Below are 19461 nucleotides of genomic sequence, written 5' to 3' on the forward strand. Positions count from 1 at the left end.
ATACAATAATAAGGATAACTAAAAAGAAATTTTAGCTAGAGAGGTAGAGGGACATGGATTTAGCGTTGAAATGGTTTGAGTCCATTGATTGGACGAATATAGGTGTGAAGTCACTAAAAATAATCGTTATTTTAATACTTGGTGCAATCGTTGTGCGAGTTGCAAGGGCAATTGTACGAAATGCGTTTCGTATGGGAAGCCGTTCGCCGATTCAAATTTCAGAACGTCGTACAGTTACGGTAGCGAAGTTGCTTGAAAATATTGTGGCATACGTTGTTATGTTCATTATGTTAATTGCGATTTTAGGTGTGTTTGATATTAATGCATCAGGTCTATTAGCCGGTGCTGGGGTAATTGGTTTAGCAGTCGGTTTTGGTGCACAAAGTTTAGTTAAAGATGTTATTACAGGATTATTTATTTTGTTAGAGGATCAATTTTCAGTAGGTGATTATGTAAGAATAGGGCAATTTGAAGGAACTGTTTTGGAAATTGGACTACGTACAACAAAGATGAAAAGCTGGACAGGTGAAATTCATATAATACCAAATGGTAGTATTGTACAAGTAACGAACTTTTCCGTTAGTAATAGTGTAGCATTTGTTGATGTATCTATTTCTTATGAAAGTGATATAGTACGAGCGGAGCAAGTTATTGAAGATTTATTAGTAGAATTACCAGGAAAATATGAGAAAATGGTAACAACACCTCAATTGCTAGGTGTTCAAACATTGGCAGCGTCTGAAGTTGTATTACGTGTTATTGCTGAAGTTGAGCCGATGCAGCATGCAGTTATTGCGAGGGCTCTTCGCAAAGAGATTAAAAATCGTCTTGATTTACATGGGATTGAAATTCCATACCCACGTATGGTTTTATATAGTCGCGAAGAATTAGTTAGTGAAAAAGCAATTTAATAGTGGGAGGGATTTAGAGAATGGAGCAAAAGCAATATAACTTGTACGATGTTGTGGAAATGAAGAAAGCCCATCCATGTGGTGAAAATCGCTGGAAGATTATTCGTATGGGAATGGATATCCGCGTTAAGTGCGAGGGGTGTGACCATTCGGTAATGATTCCTCGAAGAGAGTTTGATCGCAAGGTAAAAAAAATACTTGTGAAGCACGAAGAATAGTGAAAAAGCAACGGCTGCAGTAGACAGCCGTTGCTTTTTTTCATTTGGTGGAAACTTGTCATTTTTTTCGTTACTATCTATAATGATGAAAGATTGAGACATAGGAGTGAAAAATATGGGATTAACGGCTGGGATTGTTGGATTACCTAACGTAGGTAAGTCCACTTTATTTAATGCAATTACACAAGCAGGAGCAGAATCTGCGAACTATCCATTCTGTACAATCGATCCAAACGTAGGGATTGTAGAAGTACCAGATGAGCGTTTAAATAAATTAACGGAATTAGTAGAACCGAAAAAAACTGTTCCGACTGTATTTGAATTTACTGATATTGCAGGTATCGTAAAAGGTGCGAGTAAAGGTGAAGGGTTAGGAAATAAATTCTTATCTCACATTCGTCAAGTAGATGCAATTTGCCAAGTTGTTCGTTGTTTTGAAGATGAAAATATTACGCACGTTTCAGGAAAAGTAGATCCAATTGATGACATTGAAACAATTAACTTAGAACTAATCTTAGCGGATTTGGAATCTGTTGATAAGCGTATCGAACGAGTTGCGAAGTTAGCAAGACAAAAAGATAAAGAAGCTGTATATGAGCATGAAATTTTAGTTCGTTTAAAAGAAGCTTTTGAAGAGGGAAAACCAGCTCGTACTGTTGAATTTACAGAAGAGCAAATGAAGATTGTTAAAGGCCTTCATTTACTTACAACGAAAGAAATGCTATATGTAGCAAACGTAAGTGAAGATGATATTATGGATCCTTCTGACAATAAATATGTACAAATGGTAAAAGAATTTGCAGCAAATGAAAATTCTCAAGTAATCGTTGTATGTGCAAAAATCGAAGAAGAAATCGCTGAGCTAGACGAGGAAGAGAAAAAAGTATTCCTTGAAGAACTAGGCATTGAAGAATCTGGTTTAGATCAATTAATTCGTGCTGCATATGATTTATTAGGACTTGCAACTTACTTCACAGCTGGTGTGCAAGAAGTACGTGCATGGACGTTTAAACAAGGTATGAAGGCACCACAATGTGCTGGCGTAATTCATACAGACTTTGAGCGTGGATTTATTCGCGCAGAAACAGTTTCTTATGATGATTTAATGACAAAAGGTTCTATGACAGCTGCAAAAGAAGCTGGAAAAGTACGTTTAGAAGGAAAAGAGTATATCGTAAAAGACGGAGATGTTATGCACTTCCGCTTCAACGTTTAATTTAATATTTCCTAGGAAAAATAAAGATATGAGCTTGGCAAATATATTATGTGTTTGCCAAGTTTTTTACGTATTGGTGAGTTGATTCATATAACTTACTATGATATAATCTAAACTCGTGAGTAATTACTATAAATTAATTGCTCCTTGCCCATTATGGGCCGTTTAGACCAAAAGGAGGTGAAAGTGTAATGAGAAAGTACGAAATTATGTACATCATTCGTCCTGGCGTTGAAGAAGAAGCTCAAAAAGCTTTAGTTGAACGTTTTGCAGGTGTTTTAACAAACAATGGTGCAGAAATCATTAACACGAAAGAGTGGGGTAAGCGTCGTTTAGCTTACGAAATCAACGACTTACGTGAAGGTTTCTACATGATCTTAAACGTGAACTCTAACTCAGAGGCGATTAACGAATTCGACCGTTTAGCTAAGATCAACGAAGATATCCTTCGTCATATCGTTGTTAAAGAAGAAGAAAAATAATTGATATATAAGGGAGAGTGGTTCGATTGATGAATCGTGTTATCCTCGTTGGTCGTTTAACTAAGGACCCTGACTTACGTTACACGCCCAATGGTGTTGCAGTAGCTACTTTTACGTTAGCTGTGAATCGCGCATTTGCGAATCAACAAGGTGAGCGTGAAGCTGACTTTATTAATTGTGTAATATGGCGTAAACAAGCAGAAAACGTGGCAAATTATTTGAAAAAAGGTAGCTTAGCAGGCGTAGACGGACGTCTTCAAACTCGTAATTACGATGGACAAGATGGTAAACGTGTATATGTAACAGAAGTTCTTGCGGAGAGCGTACAATTTTTAGAGCCGCGTAATGGCGGTGGGGAGCAACGTGGTTCATTCAATCAGCAACCATCAGGAGCTGGTTTCGGTAACCAAAGCTCTAACCCATTTGGTCAATCTAGTAATTCAGGTAACCAAGGTAATCAAGGTAACTCTGGATTTACGAAGAATGACGATCCATTTTCGAATGTTGGTCAACCGATTGACATTTCGGACGACGATTTACCATTTTAATGGTGTGAATCGGCTATTTTTAACAAAGAATGGAGGGAATAGACATGGCAGGACGCAAAGGTGGACGTGCGAAGCGTCGTAAGGTGTGTTTCTTCACATCTAACGGCATCACTCGCATTGACTATAAAGATGTTGATTTATTAAAACGTTTCGTTTCTGAGCGCGGTAAAATTTTACCTCGTCGTGTAACAGGAACAAGCGCGAAATACCAACGCAAACTTACAGTTGCAATTAAACGTGCTCGTCAAATGGCACTTTTACCATATGTTGGTGAATAATAGCGTATGAAATGCACAGTAGAGTCGGACTCTACTGTGCATTTTGCTATGCTTTTCTTTTTTGAAAGAGAGGTTAGATGATGAAGAATACGAAATTTATTACTGAGGGTGCAGCACTGTTAGCGATATATGCAATGTTATTGCTTATATCTATGTATGTTCCAATTTTAGGTACAGTTGTAACGTTTGCGTTGCCATTGCCATTTATATTGCTAACGATAAGATATAGATTATCTAACGCCTTTATAGTTTTTACTGCGGCGCTTTTTATTACTGTTATTGTCAGCCAGCCGATGAACCTAGTAAAGACAACTATGTTTGGATTGATAGGTATCGTTTTAGGATATATGTATAAAAAACGAAAAAATCCGGTAGAAACTTTAATGGCGGGGACGCTTGCGTACTTAATTGGTATTATGCTCATTTATGTTGCGAGTATAAAGTTTTTTAACATAGATTTAATGAAGCTAATGCAAAATATGTTTAATGAAAGTATGGCGCAAAGTGAAAAGATAGTTACTGCTGCGGGTATGCCTATTAGTAAAGAGCAAAAAGAATTATTTGCACAATTTAATGATGTGTTACAAACGTTATTCCCAAGTTTGCTTGTAATGGTTTCTGTATGTTTTTCTTGGATTACAGTTATGATATCAGGTAGTGTTTTGAGAAAACTAAAGCATGACGTTATACCGTGGCCTAAATTTAAAGATATACAATTACCAAAGAGTATTGTTTGGTATTACGTTATATTTATTTTGCTATCAACTTTTATAAAAGTAGAACCGACATCATATTTACATATGGTATTTTCTAATTTATATGTCATATTTGCTTTACTACTAGTACTGCAAGGTCTGACATTTATCGCTTTTATAGCGCATAGCAAAGGTTTTACGAAAGGTGTTCCTATTATTAGTTTTATTGTCTGCATGTTTATTCCGATGATGTTTCCTCTTGTAACAATCTTAGGTATAATTGATTTAGGGATTTCATTGCGTTCTAAAATAGGGGAATAAAATAATATTCCTTACACTATTTTAATTTGTTTAACTAACTGGAAAGTGAGTTAGTTTTACTTTATAGGAGTTGTATACATGCCTGAATTTTATAAGAAACAGTGGTTTTTATATCCTGTTTACGTATTGGCATTTTTTGTATTCGTGCTAATTTCACTCCTCTGTTACTTTCATTTAATTATGGGGATATCAGCCTTCTTTATCTTTTGTATTGTACTTTTTTTCGTTATACGATTCGAACTTACTTTTCAAAGGAATTTTGAAAAACATACGACAGATATGATTACAAGGGTAAAGAAAGTGAGTAATGAAGCATTTAACCAAATGCCAATTGGTATTTTGTTATACAATAAGGATTATGGGATTGATTGGGCGAATCCTTATTTATCATCATGTTTGGGGCAGCATGCATTAGCTGGTTGGCACCTTTACGATGTATCAGAAACATTACTCCTTTTTATTAAGGGGGAAACTTCTGACGATATAGTTTCTTTAAATAATCGAAAGTTTCGTGTTTTTGTAAGGAAAGAAGAAAAGCTAATTTATTTCTTTGATGTAACGGAACAAACAGAAATTGAAAAGATGTATGAAGATCAGCGCACTGTTTTAGCTGTTATTTATTTAGATAACTATGATGAAGTTACACAAGGATTAGATGACCAATTACGTACGAATATAACAAGTCTTGTGACGTCACGTCTAAATGAATGGGCCGTTAAGTATGGTGCATATTTGAAACGTGCATCTTCAGAAAGATTCTTCGTTGTACTAAATGAAAGTATTTTAGCGCAAATGGAGAAAGGGAAATTTAGTATTTTGGATCAAGTGCGTGAAGAAACATCAAAAAGGAATATACCACTTACATTAAGTGTTGGTGTTGGCTCAGGTGATTTACCTTTATCAGAACTTGGAGCGATGGCTCAATCTGGTTTAGACCTTGCATTAGGACGAGGAGGAGACCAAGTAGCTATTAAACAAGCAACGGGTAAAGTTAAGTTTTACGGTGGTAAGACGAATCCGGTTGAAAAGCGTACTCGTGTACGTGCTAGGGTTATTTCACATGCATTAAAGGATTTAGTATTAGAAAGCAGTAATGTCATTATAATGGGGCATAGAGCTCCTGATATGGATGCGATTGGTGCAGCGATTGGTATTTTAAAGGTAGCTCAATTAAATGAGCGCAAAGGATATATTGTATTAGATGAAAATGATTCTGATAAAGGAATCAAACGTTTGATGGATAAAGTGAAACAAAATGAAGAGTTATGGTCACATTTTATTACACCAGGGCAAGCGATGGAATTTGCAAATGATGATTCATTACTTGTTGTTGTTGACACGCATAAACCTTCAATGGTGATGGAGGAAAAACTGTTACACAAGATTGAAAATGTAGTAGTTATTGACCATCATCGCCGCGGGGAAGATTTCATTGAAGATCCATTACTTGTTTATATGGAGCCATACGCTTCTTCAACGGCAGAGCTTGTTACAGAATTACTTGAGTATCAACCGAAAAATTTAAAGATGACAATGTTAGAAGCAACGGCATTGTTAGCTGGTATTATTGTTGATACGAAAAGTTTTACATTCCGTACAGGCGCTCGTACATTTGATGCCGCTTCTTATTTACGCTCGCATGGCGCAGACACTGTACTTGTACAAGAGCTTTTAAAAGAAGATATGGGTCAGTATTTACGAGTTGCAAAAGCCATTAAAAATGCGTACATTTATAAAAATGGAATTGCGATTGCTAAAGTTGATGGTGATGAATATTATGACCAAGTACTTATTGCACAATCAGCAGACACATTATTGACAATGACAGGTATCATTGCATCGTTTGTTATTGCAAAACGTGGAGAAAATTTCATTGGAATTAGTGGTAGATCTTTAGGTGAATTGAATGTACAGCTAATTATGGAGAATTTAGGAGGTGGCGGGCACTTAACAAATGCAGCCACACAAATGAAAAATGTTACAGTAGATGAAGCGGAGGAGAAGCTTCAATTTGTTATTGATGACTATTTACAGGGAGGCACACAATCATGAAAGTAATTTTTCTAAAAGACGTAAAAGGTAAAGGTAAAAAAGGAGAAATAAAAAACGTACCAGACGGTTATGCAAATAATTTCTTACTAAAACAGGGGTTAGCTGCCGAAGCGACAAACAGCAGTATGAAAACTTTAGATGCTCAAAAGCGCAAAGAGGAAAAAGATGCAGCAGCAGAAGTTGAGAATGCAAAAGAGCTGAAAGAAACATTAGAGAAATTAACTGTAGAAGTAAAGGCGAAATCTGGAGAAGGTGGCCGCTTATTTGGTTCTATCACGAGTAAACAAATTGTAGATGTAATGCAAAAGTCACACAAGATTAAACTTGATAAGCGTAAATTTGAAATGGATGATGCAATCCGTGCATTAGGTTATACAAACGTCAATGTGAAATTGCATCCGCAAGTAACAGCAACAGTAAAAGTTCATGTTAGTGAACAATAAAAATAAATTAAGCAAGGAGGATTGCGCATGAGTGATGTAATGGCTGATCGTACCCCTCCGCATAATATAGAAGCTGAGCAGGCAGTCTTAGGTGCCATATTAATTGATCAGGATGCGTTAACGTCAGCATCGGAACTATTGGTACCTGACTCATTTTATCGAACGAAACATCAAAAAATTTTTGAAGTCATGCTTGGGTTGTCTGATAAGGGAGAACCAATCGACTTAGTAATAATGACATCAGCGATGGCTGATCAAGGATTACTAGAAGAAGTTGGTGGGGTTTCTTATCTAGCAGAGTTAGCAGAAGTTGTTCCAACAGCTGCTAACGTAGAATATTATGCACGCATCATCGCTGAAAAGGCACTTTTACGTCGTTTAATTCGAACGGCGACTCATATTGTATCGGATGGATACGAGCGAGAAGATGATGTGGATGGCCTTTTAAATGAGGCTGAGAAAAAAATATTAGAAGTATCTCACCAAACAAATGCAAAAGCATTCCAAAACATTAAAGATGTTCTTGTAGATGCTTATGATAAAATTGAACTTTTGCATAATCAAAAGGGTGAAGTTACCGGGATACCAACTGGATTTACTGAATTAGATAAGATGACCGCAGGTTTTCAGCGAAATGATTTAATCATCGTGGCGGCGCGTCCATCGGTAGGGAAAACTGCATTTTCACTAAATATCGCACAAAACGTAGCGACGAAAACTGATGAAAATGTAGCGATTTTTAGTTTAGAGATGGGCTCTGATCAGCTTGTTATGCGTATGCTTTGTGCAGAAGGAAATATTGATGCACAAAGACTTCGTACCGGTTCATTAACTTCTGATGATTGGGCGAAATTAACAATGGCGATGGGTAGCCTTTCTAATGCTGGTATATATATTGATGATACACCAGGGATTAAAGTAAATGAGATTCGAGCAAAATGTCGTAGATTAAAGCAAGAGCAAGGTCTTGGGATGGTTTTGATTGACTATTTACAGCTTATTCAAGGAAGTGGGAAATCAGGAGAAAACCGTCAGCAGGAAGTATCTGAGATTTCTCGTACATTAAAAGGGATTGCACGTGAATTGCAAGTACCTGTTATTGCCTTGTCGCAGTTATCTCGTGGTGTAGAATCTCGTCAAGATAAACGTCCGATGATGTCTGACATTCGTGAATCAGGAAGTATCGAGCAGGATGCTGACATTGTAGCCTTCCTATATCGTGAAGATTACTATGATCGTGAAACAGAAAATAAAAATACAATTGAAATTATCATTGCAAAGCAACGTAATGGTCCGGTAGGTTCAGTAGAGCTTGCGTTTGTTAAGGAATTTAATAAATTCGTCAACTTAGAACGCCGCTTTGAGGATGGACATGCACCGCACGCATAAAGGCAGTATAAAAAAGAAACACATTTCTTATAATAAGATGTGTTTCTTTTTTTTTATATGAAAGATAGGGCTTTCATAAGGTGAATATGTAATTCTTACGAACGAAAACGTTTTTCGATAAAAAAATGTTCGCTTTTTGGTTGACTTCTCTTTCTGTTTTGGTACAATTATATTGTTTGAATAGATCGTTTGAAAATTGCGGAGGTGCTTTAATAATGTCTTCAGTAGTAGTTGTAGGAACACAATGGGGCGACGAAGGAAAAGGTAAAATCACTGATTTTCTTTCTGAGCATGCGGAAGTAGTTGCAAGATATCAAGGTGGAAATAACGCGGGACATACAATTGTTTTCGGCGGAGTTAAATATAAATTACACTTAATTCCATCTGGTATTTTCTATAAAGAGAAAATTTGTGTAATCGGAAATGGCTTAGTAGTAGATCCGAAAGCATTACTTGAAGAGTTGAAATACTTACACGATCGTGGTGTAAGTACTGATAATTTACGTGTAAGTAACCGTGCGCACGTTATTTTACCTTATCACTTAAAACAAGATGAATTAGAAGAAGCGAGTAAAGGTGATAACAAGATTGGTACAACGAAAAAAGGTATCGGTCCTGCATATATGGATAAAGCTGCTCGTATTGGTATCCGTATGGCTGATCTTTTAGACCGTGAAGCATTTAAAGAGAAGCTTGAGCGTAATTTAGTGGAGAAAAATCGTTTGTTTGAAAAAATGTACGATACAGAAGGTTTCAGCGTAGAAGAAATCTTTGAAGAGTACTTCGAATACGGACAACAAATCGCACATTACGTATGCGATACATCTGTCGTATTAAATGATGCACTAGATAACAATAATCGTGTATTATTTGAAGGTGCACAAGGTGTTATGCTTGATATCGACCACGGTACGTATCCGTTCGTTACATCTTCTAACCCAATTGCTGGTGGTGTAACAGTTGGAACTGGAGTTGGTCCTGCGAAAGTTACTCGCGTTGTAGGTGTATGTAAAGCATATACAAGCCGTGTTGGTGATGGTCCATTCCCTACTGAACTTAATGATGAAATCGGTCACCAAATTCGTGAAGTTGGTCGTGAATACGGAACAACAACTGGTCGTCCACGCCGTGTAGGTTGGTTCGATAGCGTTGTTGTAAGACATGCACGTCGTGTTAGTGGTTTAACAGACTTATCATTAAACTCTATCGATGTATTAACAGGTATCCCAACTCTTAAAATTTGTGTTGCTTACAAATACAATGGCGAAGTTATCGATGAAGTTCCAGCTAACTTAAACATTTTAGCGAAATGTGAGCCTGTATATGAAGAGCTTCCAGGTTGGACAGAAGATGTTACTACTATGAAATCATTGGATGAACTTCCTGAAAATGCAAGAAAATACGTAGAGCGTGTTTCTGAATTAACAGGAATCCAATTATCTATGTTCTCGGTTGGACCAGATCGTAATCAAACAAATATCGTTCGTAATGTATACGAAGCTTAATTGATATAAAAAATTGATTTTTTTAAGAAAAAACTCATATTTTTATGAGTTTTTTCTTATTTTTTTATAAAAAATAAGAAAAGGTATTGCAAAAATGAAAGATAACATGTTATGATATGTCTTGTCGTCACGAAAATATGACGTTGGTGAGTATGAGCCATTAGCTCAGTTGGTAGAGCATCTGACTTTTAATCAGAGGGTCGAAGGTTCGAATCCTTCATGGCTCACCATTTTATTTTTCGTGGCCCGTTGGTCAAGTGGTTAAGACACCGCCCTTTCACGGCGGTAACACGGGTTCGAATCCCGTACGGGTCATGTTTTTTTATGTTCATTTTTGGTCCCGTGGTGTAGTGGTTAACATGCCTGCCTGTCACGCAGGAGATCGCCGGTTCGACCCCGGTCGGGACCGCCACTTTTGTTTATACCACCATTAGTGGTTTTATATATAGTTTTGGCTCGGTAGCTCAGTCGGTAGAGCAGAGGACTGAAAATCCTCGTGTCGGCGGTTCGATTCCGTCCCGAGCCACTCTCAGGATATTAAGTGGGCCCACTTAATATCCTTTTTATTTTGTCCAGTTTTACAAATGTGGGTAGTTATTTTACAATAGAATGAGGAGCCTCTAGCAGTTGAAGCTAGAGGTTTTTCTATAGATCGTATAGGATTCCGTGTAAAAGTGGATGATACATGAGTCTATGAGAATAGAGGAGAAATACTTAGACTAAGATTGTTGTCATATAGGAACATACTATAGAAACACCAATATGTTTGAGGATTATTGATCATATTTTTATAAGGAGGAAATAGACGATGATGGGAAAGAAAATTTTAGTAGTTGATGATGAAAAGCCAATTGCGGATATTTTGAAGTTCAACCTAGAAAAAGAAGGTTTTGAAATTGTAATGGCGCATGATGGTGATGAGGCGATTGAAAAAGCAAATGAAGAACAGCCAGATATGGTTTTATTAGATATTATGTTACCGGGAAAAGACGGTTTAGAGGTATGTCGTGAAATACGTAAAAGCTCAGAAATGCCAATTATTATGCTTACAGCAAAAGACTCTGAAATTGATAAAGTATTAGGGCTTGAGCTTGGGGCAGATGATTATGTAACGAAGCCATTTAGTACGAGGGAGTTACTTGCTCGTGTGAAAGCGAATTTACGTCGCCATCAGCAGGGTGGTGCTGCAGAGAAAGAAGAAAATACCGAAATGGTTATTGGACCAATCGTTATCAATTCGAACGCTTATAGTGTAACAAAGCGTGAAGAAAGCATTGAGCTTACACATCGTGAATTTGAATTACTACATTATTTAGCAAAGCATTTAGGTCAAGTTATGACTCGTGAACATTTATTACAAACAGTTTGGGGTTATGATTATTTTGGAGATGTACGTACAGTAGACGTAACAGTACGTCGTTTACGCGAAAAAATTGAAGATAATCCAAGTCATCCTACTTTAATTGTAACTAGACGTGGGGTAGGGTATTACTTGCGTGACCCAGAACAGGAATAGTATATGAAGAAAGTTGGCTTTTTTCAATCTATTCATTTAAAATTTGTGCTCATATATATGCTGTTAATATTAATAGCAATGCAAGTAATTGGTGTATATTTCGTCAGGGAATTAGAAAAAAGCCTTGTAAAAGGCTTTCAAGATTCCTTAACGCAGCAAACAAATCTACTTTCTTATAACCTGAAGCAAGAGTTTGTAAAAGAACGTCCTAAAACAGAATCAGTAGATAAAGCTATTAATGATTCGATTCAAAAATTCGCATCAGATCGTAAGAAAGATATTCAAGAAGTAAGTGTAATTGATTCTACTAAAAAATTAATGGCAATTTCAGACGGATCTAAGCAAAATAAGGTAGGAAGAACGTCAGCAGATACAGCTGTACAACGTGTAATGGTACAAAAGAAACCAGAGTCAAAGATTGAAAAAGATGGAAATACAGGTCATCGAGTTCAAGTTATGATTACCCCTATTCTAAAAGAGCCAGGCGGAGAGGTACTTGGTGTCATTCATATCGTTGCATCTATGGAAGATGTGTACAAACAAATGAAGGACATCAACCAAATTTTCGCAACGGGGACAGTAATTGCTTTATTAGTAACAGCTGTACTTGGAATTTTATTGGCTCAAACAATTACGAGACCAATTTCAGATATGCGAAGACAAGCAATTGAAATGGCGAAAGGAAATTATTCGCGAAAAGTAAAGGTGCATAGTCACGATGAGATTGGGCAATTAGCATTATCTTTTAACAATTTATCTAAAAAATTACAACAAGCTCGTTCCTCCACAGAAAGTGAAAGACGAAAATTATCATCCGTTTTATCACATATGACAGATGGAGTAATTGCTACTGATCGAAAAGGGGATATCATTTTATTAAATGATCCTGCGGAAAAGATGTTAAATGTTTCGCGTGAAACGGCACTAGATCAATCAGTGTTAGAAGTGCTAGGAATACAAGAAGAATTTACACTGGATCATTTATATGAAGAGCCTGATTCAGTTTTATTAGATTTTAGTACGAGAAATGAACCATATATTTTACGTGCTAGTTTCTCTGTTATTCAAAAAGAAACAGGGAAGGCAAATGGTTTAATTGCTGTATTATATGATGTAACAGAGCAGGAGCGGATAGAACAAGAGCGCCGTGAGTTTGTTGCGAACGTATCTCATGAGTTAAGAACGCCGTTAACAACGATGCGCAGTTACTTAGAAGCACTTACTGATGGGGCATGGCAAGATCCAAATATTGCACCGCAATTTTTAACAGTTACACAAGAAGAAACGGAAAGAATGATCAGGCTTGTAAATGCATTGTTACAACTATCTAAACTAGATAGTACAGAACATCGCTTAATGAAGGAATGGGTCGACTTTACTGATTTCTTTAATAACGTTATCGATCGTTTTGAAATGTCTAAAGAGCAAAATGTAAGCTTCAAACGATCTTTCTCTAAAAAATCTCGATTTATTGATATGGATACAGACAAAATTACACAAGTTTTATATAACATTATTTCCAATGCACTAAAATATTCGCCAGAAGGTGGTACAGTAACATATCGCCTACGTGACCGCGGGGAGTTATTAGAGATTAGTGTGAGTGATCAAGGAATGGGAATTCCGAAAGAAAATGTAGATAAAATATTTGAACGTTTTTATCGTGTAGATAAAGCGCGTTCGAGACAAATGGGTGGTACAGGTCTTGGGTTAGCCATTGCGAAAGAAATGATCGAGGCACATGGCGGCTCAGTTTGGGCGAAAAGTGAGGAAGGAAAAGGGACAACTATTTATTTCACATTGCCAATGGCGACAGATGAAGAGGACGATTGGGAATGAGTATGGAAAACTTTAAAACGATAGTTCTAATTAATTTGGTTGTCATTAGTCTATTTCTTACTTTTAACTTGTGGACATATGTTCCTGATTCTACTTCTATGCAAAATACAAAGTTCGTTCAAGGTAACGAAGAGATAAATACGATAAAGATTTCGGAGGTTGTTCGCCCATCCTCTGTCGTTATTCATAAAGAGAAAAATCATTATGTAAGCGAAAAGAAGGAAAATGTGGATTCGATCTATAAAATTCTTGAAAACGGAGAATTACATAATTTCGAGGAAATAACGGGGACAGTCCCTAAAGGTGATTTTCTGTCTTATGTACACGGAGAAGAAAAAATTGAATTTGTTTTTCCTACAAATATCCCGTTAGATACGATTAAAAATATGTTTAATATTAAAGATAAAAACATAGGAAGTAACAGAAGTTTTAATCGTATTATAATTGATCCTTCTAGAAGTAAGGACCAAGAAATTAAAGTTAGCTTTGTTTCCTATGATACTCCTCATAAAATATATCAAGCAACATTGAGTGGTGCTTATATAAAGGATATTATAAATGCTCAAAATCAACTTATAACAGTAGCAAGACCATATTTTGAGTATCAAATAAATGATACAAAAAAACTTTTTTTACCAGAGGGGATTACGGAATTAAGTAAGGCAGAGTATATTACAGCTAAACTAGAAGTGGATCCATTTAAAAATGCTTTATTTAGTGATCCACGTTATTTAAGTCCTATTTCTGAAAAAACAAAGGAAACATTTACAGATGGTATCCGTTCTATGGAAATTGATAAGTCGGATGCAATGTTGAAATATAAAAATTCCGCTGTACATGGTGATAAATCTACGGATAATGCGGTAATTTTACAAAAAAGTTTTGACTTTGTAAGTGGGCATAGTGGATCCTTGAAGTCCTATCGTTTTGATTATATTAATGGGAGGAAAACTTCATTCCGTTTATATGAGGATGGTTTGCCTGTATTTAATGCAAATGGAATAGCGGAATTAAAACAAGTATGGGGTTCAGGTGAAATTATGCAGTATGAAAGACCCTTTTTTGAGTTCAGTATTACTTTGCCTAGTAAACAACAAACAACTTCTCTCGCATCAGGTCGTACAGTGATGACATCACTAGAGAATAATCCAGAAATTGATAAAAAATCAATTCAGGATGTTGGTATTGGTTATAAAATGTCATTGGAACCGTCCATCAGTGATGTGAGAATCGCTGTCTTACAGCCGATATGGTATGTAAAATGTGAAGAAGATGGTAAGCAACAAATATATAAGTGGAGTGAGGGGGGACTAAATGGATTGGGATCGAATTAAAACCATATTTATTGTGACCTTTTTTGTTTTAGACCTCTTTCTTATCTTTCAGTTCATTCAAAAGCAAGATAGTAATCAATTAGAACTTGTGACGGAAACGAAAATCGATCAACAATTAAAAGCTGAAAAAATTACTATGGGAAATTTCCCTAAAGAACCGAAAAAAGAGTCATTTATAATGGCAAAAAATAAGGGTTTCAAAGAAGAAGATGTGCAATCTTTAAAAAATCAGACAGCGCATGTGCAAGATGAATATCAAATAGAGGGTAAATTAAAAGAGCCTTTTTTAAATACAAAATCATTGTCAAAAGATAAGTATAATGAGTTTTTGAAAAATTATGTGCTGGATGGACAAAAATATGAGTTTGGAGCAATAAAGGACTCAAAAGTTTACTTCTTTCAAAAGTATAAAGATAAACCAATCTTCTACAATAATCGTGCGATGATTGTTGTAGATTTAAATGAAAAAAATGAGCTTATTTCATATACACAAACAATGTTAACGGATTTGAAGGAAATGGGCGAAAGCGAAAAGACGAAAGAACAAGAAATTATTACTGCTCAAACAGCTTTAGAAAATATATATTTGAAAAATAAAATTGCAGAAAATACGCACGTGAAAGAGGCGCAGATTGGATATGCGACTCTTGCGGAGTCTTCTTCTAATATACAAGTGCTTGCTCCAACATGGAACTTAAAGACAGAACAAAAAAAGGATTTTTTTGTGAATGCAATTGAAGGACAAGTTATGGAATTAGGGGAAACTCAAGTGCCGGAAGAACATAATGGAGTGAGAAAGAATGAGCATGCATTTTAGTGTACTTGCAAGTGGAAGTACAGGGAATATGCTATATGTAGGAACAGATGAAAAAAAACTGCTTGTCGATGCAGGTTTAAGTGGTAAAGCTACAGAGGCGTTATTTAAACAGGCGGAACTGAATATAAATGACATATCAGGTATTCTTGTAACACATGAGCATAGTGATCACATTAAAGGATTAGGTGTATTGGCGCGTAAATATGATTTACCTGTTTATGCGAACGAGAAAACATGGAATGCAATGGAACATTTAGTAGGCAATATCCCAACTGATCAAAAATTCATTTTCTCAGTAGGAGACGTGAAAACATTTGGGGATATTGAAGTTGAATCATTTGGTGTTTCTCATGATGCGGCGGAACCGATGTTTTACGCTTTTCATAACAATAATAGAAAGTTAGCTCTTATTACAGATACGGGCTACGTAAGTGATCGTATGAAAGGTGTTATTAAGGGAGCAAATGCTTTCGTGTTTGAAAGCAATCATGATGTGGAAATGCTTCGTATGGGACGCTATCCATGGAGCATTAAGCGACGTATTTTAAGCGACGTTGGCCACGTTTGTAATGAGGACGCTGCATTAGCGATGGCTGATGTTATTACAGATGAGACAAAACACATTTATTTAGCGCATTTAAGCCTAGATAATAACATGAAAGAATTAGCGCGTATGTCTGTATCACAAGTATTAGAAGAAAAAGGTTTTGGGGTTGGAGAATCCTTTGAAATACATGATACGGATCAAAAAATGCCTACGAAAATTCAATACGTATAATTCTTCATTTTAGTAAACAATAAAGGTGAATATAGTTGTTTTCAGGAAGATAGGTGAACAAATATGTCCTTTATTGATGAAGAAAAATATCGTATTAAACGTGCAGGGAAAAAGAAACATAAAGGTATTGTCATTTCTAGCATAGCAGGGACAATTGTAGGGGCTTCATTATTTGCATTTGGAGCTCCTTTATTTTCAAATCATGCAGGTAAGCTTCCGCAAGCTGAAGCAAGTGAAAAAAATATGGCTGAAGCTCAAAGTGGAAATGTTCCTGTTAAACAGATTAGCTTTGTAGACGCTGTTGATCGTGCTTCAGAGGCTGTTGTTGGTGTTATTAATATTCAACGAGACGATTTTTCAGAGGCTGATTCGGAAGCTGGTACAGGATCTGGTGTGATTTATAAGAAAACAGATGGAAATGCGTATATTGTAACGAATAACCACGTTGTTGCTGGGGCGAATCGTATTGAAGTGAGCTTAAGTGACGGTAAGAAAATTCCAGGTAAAGTATTAGGAACCGATGTAGTCACTGATTTAGCGGTACTTGAAATAGATGCGAAGTATGTGAAGAAAGTGATTGAAATTGGCGACTCTAATACCGTTCGTAGAGGAGAACCAGTTATTGCGATTGGAAATCCACTTGGGCTACAATTTTCCGGAACTGTCACACAAGGTATTATTTCGGCTAATGAGCGTATTGTTCCTGTAGATTTAAATCAAGATGGACATTACGATTGGCAAGTAGAAGTATTGCAAACAGATGCGGCAATTAATCCAGGTAATAGTGGTGGAGCGCTTGTAAATGTAGCGGGACAATTAATAGGTATTAACTCAATGAAAATTGCAGCAAAAGAAGTAGAAGGAATTGGACTAGCTATTCCAGTTACGAGAGCTGTTCCTATTATGAATGAACTAGAAAAGTACGGTAAAGTAAAAAGACCTTACGTTGGGATTGAACTAAGATCATTAAATGAGATTCCGAGTTACTATTGGTCAAAAACATTACACTTACCAGGTAACGTAACAGAAGGGGTCTGCATTTTAGATGTGAAAAGTCCTTCGCCAGGTACGGATGCGGGTCTTAGAGAACATGATGTTATTGTGGCGGTAGATGGAAAAGCGGTGCACGATATTATTGGGTTCCGCACGGCCTTATATAATAAAAAAATTAATGATAAAATGACTCTTACGTTTTATCGTGGTACAAAACGAGCGACAACAACGGTGAAATTAGGCATTCAAAAGTATTAAAAACAGGAGGGCCTACCTCCTGTTTTCTATTGTAGAAAAGTGAGGTGAAGAATATGAATTTACCTTGTTGTTTAGAACATGTTGAATTAGCATTAGATATCATTGTGGATGAGTGTGAAGTCGCACCGGTTATTAACAATGTGGATAACTCTAAAGAAGAGAAAAAAACATGTGAATTTTGTCAAAATGAGGCGACATATGTTGTATCGAACACAGATTCTCACACAATATGTGGGTAACATTTGTGGATATGTGGATAAGTCCTGTGGATAACGTGTTTGTAAGGTGGGGAATAAATGTGAATATCTCGATTATTTCAATCGGAAAATTAAAAGAAAAATACTTAAAACAAGGTATAGCAGAATACTTAAAACGATTATCTTCTTACGCAAAAGTAGAAGTAATTGAATTGCCAGATGAAAAGGCACCAGAAAATTTAAGTGCAGCAGAAATGTTAATTGTAAAAGAAAAAGAAGGTATTCGTATACTGGATAAAATTTCTGATGATACGCATGTCATTGCGTTAGCTATAGAAGGAAAACAAAAATCATCAGAAGAATTTGCGGTAAGTATAGATCGCCTTGCTACATATGGAAAGAGCAAGATCACATTTGTAATTGGTGGATCACTGGGGCTTAGTTCTGAAGTAATGAAGCGTTCAAACGAATCTCTTTCTTTTTCGAAGATGACATTACCACATCAATTAATGCGATTAGTATTGCTTGAGCAGGTGTATAGAGCGTTTCGGATTAATCGTGGTGAACCGTATCATAAATAAATTTTTCATTTGTATATAAAGAGTAAAAAAGACCATTGGACAAAAATCACCGATGGTCTTTTAAACATTAATAGATGGTATGTAGATTTCCTAAAATAAGTATGTTTCTATTTCTAAAAAAATATGCTGTAATATGAAGAGGGAAAAAGTATAAGTAGTCATAGAAGTGAGGAATTAAAGGTGAAGAAGTTTAAGAAGTTTTACTTGGAGATTACGAGTGTATGTAATCTTGCGTGCAGCTTTTGTCCGCCGACGGAAAGGCAGAAGCAATTCATTTCTGTAGAGGATTTTGCTAAAAGATTAGACCAAATTAAACCTCACACAGACTACATTTATTTGCACGTGAAGGGTGAGCCGTTGCTCCATCCGAAAATAGATCAACTATTAGATTTAAGCCATGAAAAAGGGTTTAAAGTTAATATTACAACGAACGGAACGTTAATTAATAAGAGAAGGCATAGACTGTTAAATAAGCCTGCGTTAAGACAAATGAATTTTTCACTGCACAGTTTTGATGGACACCCAGGTTCGCAAGATAAAGAGGGCTATGTAAGGAGTATACTTTCTTTCATTAGAGAGGCAACAAGTCAATCGGACTTAATCGTTTCACTAAGATTATGGAATTTAACTCAGGATAATAAAACAAATGCTGAAATCCAAAAAAATAGGGATTTATTATCTATAATTGAAAATGAGTTTGATCTATCTTATCAAATTGAAGAGAAGCTTACACCGGGAAAAGGTATAAAAATTGCGGAACGTGTCTTTATTAATCAAGACTATGAGTTCCAGTGGCCGGCATTGCATGAAGAAGAGGATGATGGAAAAGGATTCTGTCATGGTCTTCGAAATCAGGCTGGAATCTTAGCGAACGGAACGGTTATTCCTTGTTGTCTAGATGGTGAGGGAATTATTAATCTTGGAAATATTAATAATGATTCATTCTCTAATATTATTGAAGGTGAAAGAGCGAACAATATTGTGGATGGATTTTCAAAAAGGGTTGCAGTAGAAGAACTATGTAGAAAGTGCGGATACCGCAAAAGATTTGGAAAGTAAATATAGAATAAGCCCTCATAAAGCGAGGGCT

General features: G+C 36.2%; 20 protein-coding genes and 4 tRNA genes. All 24 read left to right on the forward strand.

From position 1 onward, the window contains the following. Positions 1 to 53 precede the first annotated feature (53 nt). The 24 genes from MR066_RS20270 to MR066_RS20385 all read left to right on the forward strand — a co-directional run bounded on the left by MR066_RS20270 (position 54) and on the right by MR066_RS20385 (position 19430). Positions 54 to 911 carry a mechanosensitive ion channel family protein gene (locus tag MR066_RS20270; RefSeq protein ID WP_002016466.1) on the forward strand — a complete coding sequence of 286 codons (858 nt, stop codon included), beginning with the start codon at positions 54 to 56 and terminating at the stop codon, positions 909 to 911. 20 nt (positions 912 to 931) lie between these two features. After that, complete coding sequence (locus MR066_RS20275) at positions 932 to 1129, forward strand: DUF951 domain-containing protein (protein WP_000436054.1); 198 nt, start codon at positions 932 to 934, stop codon at positions 1127 to 1129. Between the two features lie 115 nt (positions 1130 to 1244). After that, positions 1245 to 2345 carry a redox-regulated ATPase YchF gene (gene ychF, locus MR066_RS20280; RefSeq protein WP_242248327.1) on the forward strand — a complete coding sequence of 367 codons (1101 nt, stop codon included), beginning with the start codon at positions 1245 to 1247 and terminating at the stop codon, positions 2343 to 2345. A gap of 191 nt (positions 2346 to 2536) precedes the next feature. Further along, positions 2537 to 2827: a 30S ribosomal protein S6 gene (gene rpsF / locus MR066_RS20285; RefSeq protein ID WP_001233782.1), complete on the forward strand. Its 291-nt coding sequence runs from the start codon at positions 2537 to 2539 to the stop codon at positions 2825 to 2827. 26 nt (positions 2828 to 2853) lie between these two features. Next, positions 2854 to 3375: a single-stranded DNA-binding protein gene (ssb, locus tag MR066_RS20290; RefSeq protein ID WP_000981963.1), complete on the forward strand. Its 522-nt coding sequence runs from the start codon at positions 2854 to 2856 to the stop codon at positions 3373 to 3375. A 44-nt stretch (positions 3376 to 3419) separates the two neighbouring features. Beyond that, entirely contained in the window at positions 3420 to 3653 is a 234-nt protein-coding gene (rpsR, locus tag MR066_RS20295; RefSeq protein ID WP_000918874.1) for a 30S ribosomal protein S18, read from the forward strand. 80 nt (positions 3654 to 3733) lie between these two features. Next, positions 3734 to 4669 (forward strand): YybS family protein, encoded by a 936-nt coding sequence (locus MR066_RS20300; RefSeq protein ID WP_242248329.1) that lies wholly within the window; start codon positions 3734 to 3736, stop codon positions 4667 to 4669. A gap of 78 nt (positions 4670 to 4747) precedes the next feature. Next, a complete protein-coding gene (locus tag MR066_RS20305; protein ID WP_061675567.1) occupies positions 4748 to 6721 on the forward strand; it encodes a DHH family phosphoesterase in 1974 nt (657 codons plus the stop codon). Continuing rightward, complete coding sequence (gene rplI, locus MR066_RS20310) at positions 6718 to 7164, forward strand: 50S ribosomal protein L9 (protein ID WP_002130186.1); 447 nt, start codon at positions 6718 to 6720, stop codon at positions 7162 to 7164. The genes MR066_RS20305 and rplI overlap by 4 nt, the downstream gene beginning before the upstream one ends. Positions 7165 to 7191: 27 nt before the next feature. Continuing rightward, positions 7192 to 8553, forward strand: coding sequence for a replicative DNA helicase (gene dnaB, locus MR066_RS20315; protein ID WP_002016457.1), 1362 nt, complete (start codon positions 7192 to 7194; stop codon positions 8551 to 8553). Between the two features lie 215 nt (positions 8554 to 8768). Further along, positions 8769 to 10058: an adenylosuccinate synthase gene (locus tag MR066_RS20320; RefSeq protein ID WP_242248331.1), complete on the forward strand. Its 1290-nt coding sequence runs from the start codon at positions 8769 to 8771 to the stop codon at positions 10056 to 10058. Positions 10059 to 10212: 154 nt separating this feature from the next. Further along, positions 10213 to 10288: transfer RNA gene (locus MR066_RS20325), tRNA-Lys, on the forward strand. A 13-nt stretch (positions 10289 to 10301) separates the two neighbouring features. Next, positions 10302 to 10373 (forward strand) — tRNA-Glu (locus MR066_RS20330). 21 nt (positions 10374 to 10394) lie between these two features. Continuing rightward, positions 10395 to 10470, forward strand: a tRNA-Asp gene (locus MR066_RS20335). 41 nt (positions 10471 to 10511) lie between these two features. Continuing rightward, a tRNA-Phe gene (locus MR066_RS20340) sits at positions 10512 to 10584 on the forward strand. A 282-nt stretch (positions 10585 to 10866) separates the two neighbouring features. Next, a complete protein-coding gene (gene walR / locus MR066_RS20345; RefSeq protein WP_000971867.1) occupies positions 10867 to 11574 on the forward strand; it encodes a cell wall metabolism DNA-binding response regulator WalR in 708 nt (235 codons plus the stop codon). Between the two features lie 3 nt (positions 11575 to 11577). Continuing rightward, positions 11578 to 13413: a cell wall metabolism sensor histidine kinase WalK gene (walK, locus tag MR066_RS20350; protein WP_002166370.1), complete on the forward strand. Its 1836-nt coding sequence runs from the start codon at positions 11578 to 11580 to the stop codon at positions 13411 to 13413. Further along, entirely contained in the window at positions 13410 to 14747 is a 1338-nt protein-coding gene (locus MR066_RS20355) for a YycH family regulatory protein (RefSeq protein ID WP_242248332.1), read from the forward strand. Before walK ends, MR066_RS20355 begins: the two co-directional genes overlap by 4 nt. Beyond that, complete coding sequence (locus MR066_RS20360; RefSeq protein WP_242248333.1) at positions 14728 to 15564, forward strand: two-component system regulatory protein YycI; 837 nt, start codon at positions 14728 to 14730, stop codon at positions 15562 to 15564. The genes MR066_RS20355 and MR066_RS20360 overlap by 20 nt, the downstream gene beginning before the upstream one ends. Continuing rightward, on the forward strand, positions 15548 to 16342 hold the full coding sequence (locus tag MR066_RS20365; RefSeq protein WP_113936112.1) for an MBL fold metallo-hydrolase: 795 nt from the start codon (positions 15548 to 15550) through the stop codon (positions 16340 to 16342). The genes MR066_RS20360 and MR066_RS20365 overlap by 17 nt, the downstream gene beginning before the upstream one ends. A gap of 63 nt (positions 16343 to 16405) precedes the next feature. After that, on the forward strand, positions 16406 to 17593 hold the full coding sequence (locus MR066_RS20370; RefSeq protein ID WP_242248335.1) for a S1C family serine protease: 1188 nt from the start codon (positions 16406 to 16408) through the stop codon (positions 17591 to 17593). A 53-nt stretch (positions 17594 to 17646) separates the two neighbouring features. Continuing rightward, on the forward strand, positions 17647 to 17832 hold the full coding sequence (locus MR066_RS20375) for a CxxH/CxxC protein (RefSeq protein WP_002035001.1): 186 nt from the start codon (positions 17647 to 17649) through the stop codon (positions 17830 to 17832). 59 nt (positions 17833 to 17891) lie between these two features. Continuing rightward, a complete protein-coding gene (rlmH, locus tag MR066_RS20380) occupies positions 17892 to 18371 on the forward strand; it encodes a 23S rRNA (pseudouridine(1915)-N(3))-methyltransferase RlmH (protein WP_002130178.1) in 480 nt (159 codons plus the stop codon). A gap of 180 nt (positions 18372 to 18551) precedes the next feature. Then, a complete protein-coding gene (locus tag MR066_RS20385; protein WP_002016446.1) occupies positions 18552 to 19430 on the forward strand; it encodes a radical SAM/SPASM domain-containing protein in 879 nt (292 codons plus the stop codon). Positions 19431 to 19461 lie beyond the last annotated feature (31 nt).

This window comes from Bacillus cereus group sp. BfR-BA-01523 (assembly GCF_022662615.1).
Taxonomy (GTDB): domain Bacteria; phylum Bacillota; class Bacilli; order Bacillales; family Bacillaceae_G; genus Bacillus_A; species Bacillus_A mycoides.

What these genes read in the sequence shown, in the direction of transcription:
- MR066_RS20320 (WP_242248331.1), top strand. Translation starts at nt 8,769, where the DNA reads ATGTCTTCAGTAGTAGTTGTAGGAACACAATGGGGCGACGAAGGAAAA.
- MR066_RS20355 (WP_242248332.1), top strand. Translation starts at nt 13,410, where the DNA reads ATGAGTATGGAAAACTTTAAAACGATAGTTCTAATTAATTTGGTTGTC.
- dnaB (WP_002016457.1), top strand. Translation starts at nt 7,192, where the DNA reads ATGAGTGATGTAATGGCTGATCGTACCCCTCCGCATAATATAGAAGCT.
- rplI (WP_002130186.1), top strand. Translation starts at nt 6,718, where the DNA reads ATGAAAGTAATTTTTCTAAAAGACGTAAAAGGTAAAGGTAAAAAAGGA.
- MR066_RS20375 (WP_002035001.1), top strand. Translation starts at nt 17,647, where the DNA reads ATGAATTTACCTTGTTGTTTAGAACATGTTGAATTAGCATTAGATATC.
- MR066_RS20370 (WP_242248335.1), top strand. Translation starts at nt 16,406, where the DNA reads ATGTCCTTTATTGATGAAGAAAAATATCGTATTAAACGTGCAGGGAAA.
- ychF (WP_242248327.1), top strand. Translation starts at nt 1,245, where the DNA reads ATGGGATTAACGGCTGGGATTGTTGGATTACCTAACGTAGGTAAGTCC.
- MR066_RS20305 (WP_061675567.1), top strand. Translation starts at nt 4,748, where the DNA reads ATGCCTGAATTTTATAAGAAACAGTGGTTTTTATATCCTGTTTACGTA.
- walK (WP_002166370.1), top strand. Translation starts at nt 11,578, where the DNA reads ATGAAGAAAGTTGGCTTTTTTCAATCTATTCATTTAAAATTTGTGCTC.
- MR066_RS20270 (WP_002016466.1), top strand. Translation starts at nt 54, where the DNA reads ATGGATTTAGCGTTGAAATGGTTTGAGTCCATTGATTGGACGAATATA.
- MR066_RS20360 (WP_242248333.1), top strand. Translation starts at nt 14,728, where the DNA reads ATGGATTGGGATCGAATTAAAACCATATTTATTGTGACCTTTTTTGTT.
- walR (WP_000971867.1), top strand. Translation starts at nt 10,867, where the DNA reads ATGATGGGAAAGAAAATTTTAGTAGTTGATGATGAAAAGCCAATTGCG.
- rpsR (WP_000918874.1), top strand. Translation starts at nt 3,420, where the DNA reads ATGGCAGGACGCAAAGGTGGACGTGCGAAGCGTCGTAAGGTGTGTTTC.
- MR066_RS20300 (WP_242248329.1), top strand. Translation starts at nt 3,734, where the DNA reads ATGAAGAATACGAAATTTATTACTGAGGGTGCAGCACTGTTAGCGATA.
- MR066_RS20365 (WP_113936112.1), top strand. Translation starts at nt 15,548, where the DNA reads ATGAGCATGCATTTTAGTGTACTTGCAAGTGGAAGTACAGGGAATATG.
- MR066_RS20275 (WP_000436054.1), top strand. Translation starts at nt 932, where the DNA reads ATGGAGCAAAAGCAATATAACTTGTACGATGTTGTGGAAATGAAGAAA.
- rpsF (WP_001233782.1), top strand. Translation starts at nt 2,537, where the DNA reads ATGAGAAAGTACGAAATTATGTACATCATTCGTCCTGGCGTTGAAGAA.